Source organism: Actinomycetospora sp., assembly GCF_036497585.1.
Taxonomy (GTDB): domain Bacteria; phylum Actinomycetota; class Actinomycetes; order Mycobacteriales; family Pseudonocardiaceae; genus Actinomycetospora.
Map to the genome: position 1 here is coordinate 1 of NZ_DASXJD010000129.1, position 4979 is coordinate 4979.

Here is a 4979-nt window from a genome sequence, read left to right on the forward strand (position 1 = left end):
CGTCTCCGCCACCTCCAACCAGCGTCGCGGTCCCGCCACCCTCGCTGACGCCGGCCTCGGCCATCTCGACTTGTTCGTAGAACTCGGCGTTGCGCCAGACCGGACGCCGTGCCGCGCGTTCGCGGTAGGCGATCCAGGCCACGAAGGCCACGAACAACAGCACCAGGACGACGCCGGGGACCACGGTCAGCGCCCCGGTGACGGCGAACGCGTACATGACGAGCGGCGACGCGACGAACAGGACGAGATAGGACTTCGGGACCTCGAACTCGCACGGCGCGATGATCGCCGCGAGCGCGAGCACGATCCCGGTCATCGCGATCGTCGTCCCGATCACCGTGCCCAGCGCGGCTCGTTTGAGATCGTCGACGTTGAGCACGATCCCGTACGCGACGTCGTCGAACTCCATCGGGCGTCCGAGATCGAATTCGATGGTGATCGGCGCCACCCCGATGTGCAACGGGTTGACACATCCCCCGTGTGTGTGGCCGCCTCAGCCCGTGTTGCGCATCCCCGCCGAGATGCCGTTGACGGTCAGCAGCAGCGCCCGCTGCAGGTCCGGGTCGGGCTCGTCGACCTTCCGCCGCTCGGCCAGGGCGTGGACCTGCAGGTGGTGCAGCGGCTCGAGGTAGCTCTCGCGCACCTCGAGGGTCTGGCGCAGCAGCGGGTTGTTCGCCAGCAGCGCGTCGCCGGGGGAGAGCGCGAGGACCTGGCTCAGCGTCAGGGCGTGCTCGGTCTTGATGATCTCGAAGACGTCCTGCAGCTCGGGGTCGACGAGCTCGGAGACGTAGAACCCGGCGATGCGCATGTCGGTCTTCGCCAGCGTCATCTCGACGTTGGAGAGCAGGTTCGCGAAGAACGCCCAGTCGCGCATCTCGTCGATGACGTCGCCGTACCCGGCGTCGTGGGCGGCCTTCAGCCCGGACCCCAGCCCGAACCAGCCGGGCACGATCATCCGCGTCTGGGTCCACCCGAACACCCACGGGATCGCCCGCAGGTCGTCCAGCGAGGCCTGCCCGCCCGCGCCCGGACGCTTGCCGGGGCGGGAGCCGACGTTGAGCATCGACAGCTCGTCCACCGGCGTCGCCTGGGTGAAGAAGTTCGGCAGGCCCTCGTGGTCGATCAGCTCGGAGTAGGCCTGCTGCGCGGCGTCGGAGATGACGTCCATCGCCTCGTCCCAGCGCTTGAGCTGGTCGGCGGGCACCCGGCTGGTCTGGTGCAGCAGCGTCGCGTCGAGCACCGCCGAGAGCATGATCTCGAGGTTGTCCTCGGCCAGCGTCGGCAGCGAGTACTTGTCGGAGATGACCTCGCCCTGCTCGGTCACCTTCATCACCGCGTCGACGACGCCGTGCGGCTGCGCCGCGATCGCCTCGCCGGCGGGGCCACCGCCGCGACCGACCGAGCCGCCGCGGCCGTGGAAGAGGCGCAGCCGCACGCCGTGCTTGGCGGCGACGTCGCGCAGCTGGCGCTGGGCCTGGTGGATCGACCACTGGCTCGTCGTGAGCCCGGCGCCCTTGTTGGAGTCCGAGTAGCCCAGCATCATCTCCTGGACGTCGCCCCGCGCCGCGACGATCGCGCGGTACGACGGGTCGGAGAGCATCCCGTCGAGCAGGTCCCCGGAGATCTTCAGCTCGGTGGCGGTCTCGAACAGCGGGACGATGTCCAGCGACGAGACCGCCTGCTGACCGCCGTCCTCGGCCGCCGTGATCTCGATGAGCCCGGCCTCGCGGGCCAGGACGGCGACGGCGAGGACGTCGTCGACGTTCTGGGCCATCGACATGATGTAGGTGTGCAGGGACTCCTGCCCGTAGATCTCCTGGATGTCCCGGATGCAGTCGAAGACCTCGAGGGTCTCGCGGACGGAGCCGTCGGGTCGAGCTCCGCTGCGCTGCGTCTCCCTGGTGCCGTCGCCGATCTGCAGCCACGTCCGTGGGGCGAGCGCCCGCCGCCCGGCCAGCTCCTTCGACAGCACCTCGATGCGCCCGGAGTGGTCGAGCTCGGCGTACGGGGTCTCCAGCTCGCCGAGCCGGTCGAAGAGCGCCGCGAGGGCGGTGTGGTGGAAGTTGGTGTGCTCGCGGACGTCGACGCTCGCCAGGTGCAGCCCGACGGCGTTGGCGGTGCGCATGACGTCGCGCAGCATCCCGTCGGCGATCGTCTCGCCCTGGTGGGCGCGCAGCGAGCGGTCCATCACCGCGAGGTCGCGCAGGTACTCCTCCGAACCCAGGTAGTCCCGCCCCGGGACGTGGGGGGTGCCGTTCTGGTACCGGTCACGGGTGTTCTCCAGCCGCGAGTACACGTACGAGCACTTCAGCCGGTAGGGCTCCTCGGCATTGAGCCGGACGAAGCGGTCGTAGACCTCGGGGAGGTGGCGCCGGTCGCGGGCCAGGCTGCGCCGCAGGTCCTCCGAGACGCCCACCAGGCGCGTCGAGACCGACAGCTCCTGGACCAGCTCCTCGATCAGCCCGATCTGGATGCGCACCCCGCGCTCGGCGTAGATCCGCATGGCCTCGGTGGTGAGCTCGGCGGTGACGTTGGGGTTGCCGTCGCGGTCGCCGCCGACCCAGCAGCCCAGCACGAGCGGCCGGGCGCCGTCGGGCAGCGACAGCCCGACGCGCGCCAGCTCCTCGTCGAGCACCGTCAGCACCTGCGGCACGGCGTGCTGCCCCAGCTGCTCGAGGTAGTAGGCCACCGACCGGGCCTCGTCGAGCACCGTCGGGCGCTCGGGGCGGATCTCGTCGGTCTGCCAGATGAGGTCGACCAACCGGTGCAGCTTGGTCTCCTCGACCTCGTCGGGGAGGTCCTGGGACAGGATGTTCGCGATCCCGCGGAGCTTGCCCAGCACCGACTGGCGCTGCGCCTCGGTGGGGTGCGCGGTGAAGACCGGCTTGAGCTCCAGGCGGGACAGCGCGGTCGAGAGCTCGTCGGGGTCGGCCTGCGAGACGAGACGGTCCGCAAGCTGGTGGATGGGGCCCTCGCCGTCGTCGTGACGGGCCGCCCGCTCGGCGGCCCGATGGGTCTGCTCGGCGACGTTGGCCAGGTGGAAGTAGGTCGCGAAGGCGCGGGCGAGCACGGCCGCCGTGCCCGGGTCGAGGTCGGCGAGCAGGTCGCGGATCCCGGTGTCGCCCTTCTCCGGCAGCTCGCGCACCAGCCGGCGGACCTGCTCGACGAGCTCCAGCATCTCCTCGCCGTTCTGCCGGGCGAGGGTGCGGCCGAGCAGGGTCGAGAGCCGCCGGATGTCGGTGCGCAGCGCGGAGTGCTCGCTCTCGGAGGAGACGCCGCCCTCGGTGGGCACGGAGTCGGCGCGGGCGGTACGGCGGCCGGTGCTCATGCGGACGTCTCCTTCGCTGCTCTCGGTCAAGGACGCCCACGGCACCGGGGACGTGCACGATTGTGCCCCGCGGACGGGCTCGGGTAACCCGCCCGCGCACGTCGTCCCTCCCGCGCGGGCCCTCCGACCCTGCCCCGGCGCGCCGGATGCCCGGAGCGTCGCGGGAGTGGACGACGAGGTGACCGCGAGGGTCCAGGACGAACCGGCCCGTCTCAGGCCCGACGCGGGGCCCTTCACGGCGGTGTACCGGCGGTGCTTCGCCGGGATCGCCGCGTTCGCCGAGCTCGACGTGGTCGCCGCCGAGGAGCACCTCCTCGCGGCCGTGCGCCTCGCCCGGGAGTCCGCGGGGCGCCGGTCGCACGCCGCGCGGCTGGCGGGGGCCCTGCTCGGGGAGCTCCACCACGCGCGCGGCGAGCGCGAGGAGGCCGAGCGGCTCCTGGAGGAGAGCGGCGAGCTCGGCTCCGACAGCGGGGTCGTCGACGTCATGGTCGCGAGCTACGCCCTGCTGGGACGGGTCCGCGCGGAGCGGGGCGAGCGCGCCGGGGCGACGGCGCTGCTGGTGGAGGGCGACCGGGTGGCGCAGCGGCTCGGCCTGCCGCAGCTGCGCGCGGCCGTCGCGGCCGAGCGGGTCCGCCTGCTGCTCGCGACCGGGGACGTCGGGGAGGCCCGCCGGATCGTCGAGGAGATCCCCTGCGGCGCCGCCGAGGGAGTCGGGGTCGGGGCCGCCGTCGAGCGGATGCGCACGGGCGCCCTGGCCGCCGTGCTCGCGGCCGAGGGGGAGCACGGCCGGGCCGCGACGATGCTCGAGGACGCCGCGGCCGCGGCGGCGGCGCAGGGACAGGTGCGGGCCGAGGTCGAGGTGACGGTCGCGCTCGTCGGGTTGCTCGAGGGGGCCGGGCGCCAGCTCGCGGCGGAGCGGGCCCTCGCCGGCGTCGTCGGCCGGATCGCCGGTGCCGGGCTGCCGGGGCTCGTCGCGGACGGGGGCCCGCGGGTCCGGGCGGTGCTCGCCCGGCTGGCGGCGCGGGCCCGGGCCGGTCTCCTCCTGGTCGGCGGCGTGCGGCTGTGCCCGGCCGACCGGCTCGACGACCTGCTCGCCTCGGCGTTCGCCTCCCGGGCGCCCGTCCCCGACGTCTCGTCGGGCCTCACGGCGCGGGAGCTCGAGATCCTGCGGATGCTCGACGTGGGGCGGACCAACCAGGAGATCGCCGGCGAGCTCCGGGTCACTGTCAACACCGTGAAGTGGTACCTGAAGAACATCAACACCAAGCTCGGCGCCTCCAACCGCACCGAGGCGGTGTCGCTGGCCCGGGACCGCGGGGTGCTCGGGCGAGCTCGCGGGAGCACCCGCTCCTGCAGGCCCGTCGAGCGGCGGCACCGCGGCGAGGCGGTGCGGTCCTGACGGCTGAGGTCTGCGCCTCGCTCCAGGAGATCACCGGGCGCGGTCGTGCAGCGCCCGCCGCTCCACGGCGTTGCCGGCGAGCAGGAGCGCCTCGGCGTCGGCGAGGTCGGCCTCGTCGTCGCGCCCGAGCCGGCGCAGGAACGCGGCGCGCGCGGCCGCCAGGTAGTGGTACGACGCGAGCCGGGGTTCCTCGGCGAGCGGCCCCAACGCCTCGAGCCCTGCGGCCGGGCCCTCGGCGAACCCGACCGCGAC

The 4979-nt window shown here is 73.4% G+C and carries 2 protein-coding genes and 2 pseudogenes; 1 reads left to right on the forward strand and 3 read right to left on the reverse strand.

Translation table 11 applies throughout. The features are described 5' to 3' along the window. Positions 1-409 (reverse strand): annotated as a pseudogene (locus VGH76_RS12710) (sodium:proton exchanger); the annotation flags it as partial. A gap of 84 nt (positions 410-493) precedes the next feature. Continuing rightward, positions 494-3328 carry a phosphoenolpyruvate carboxylase gene (ppc, locus tag VGH76_RS12715; protein ID WP_331557049.1) on the reverse strand — a complete coding sequence of 945 codons (2835 nt, stop codon included), beginning with the start codon at positions 3326-3328 and terminating at the stop codon, positions 494-496. Positions 3329-3506: 178 nt separating this feature from the next. On the opposite strand from ppc, the gene VGH76_RS12720 reads away from it, so the two are divergent. Then, positions 3507-4727 (forward strand): LuxR C-terminal-related transcriptional regulator, encoded by a 1221-nt coding sequence (locus VGH76_RS12720; RefSeq protein ID WP_331557050.1) that lies wholly within the window; start codon positions 3507-3509, stop codon positions 4725-4727. Between the two features lie 30 nt (positions 4728-4757). Here VGH76_RS12720 and VGH76_RS12725 read toward each other — a convergent pair. Continuing rightward, a pseudogene (locus VGH76_RS12725) lies at positions 4758-4979 on the reverse strand (RNA polymerase sigma factor); the annotation flags it as partial.

Excerpts from the sequence above, each read along its gene's own strand:
- ppc (WP_331557049.1), bottom strand. The coding sequence starts at position 3,328 with ATGAGCACCGGCCGCCGTACCGCCCGCGCCGACTCCGTGCCCACCGAG.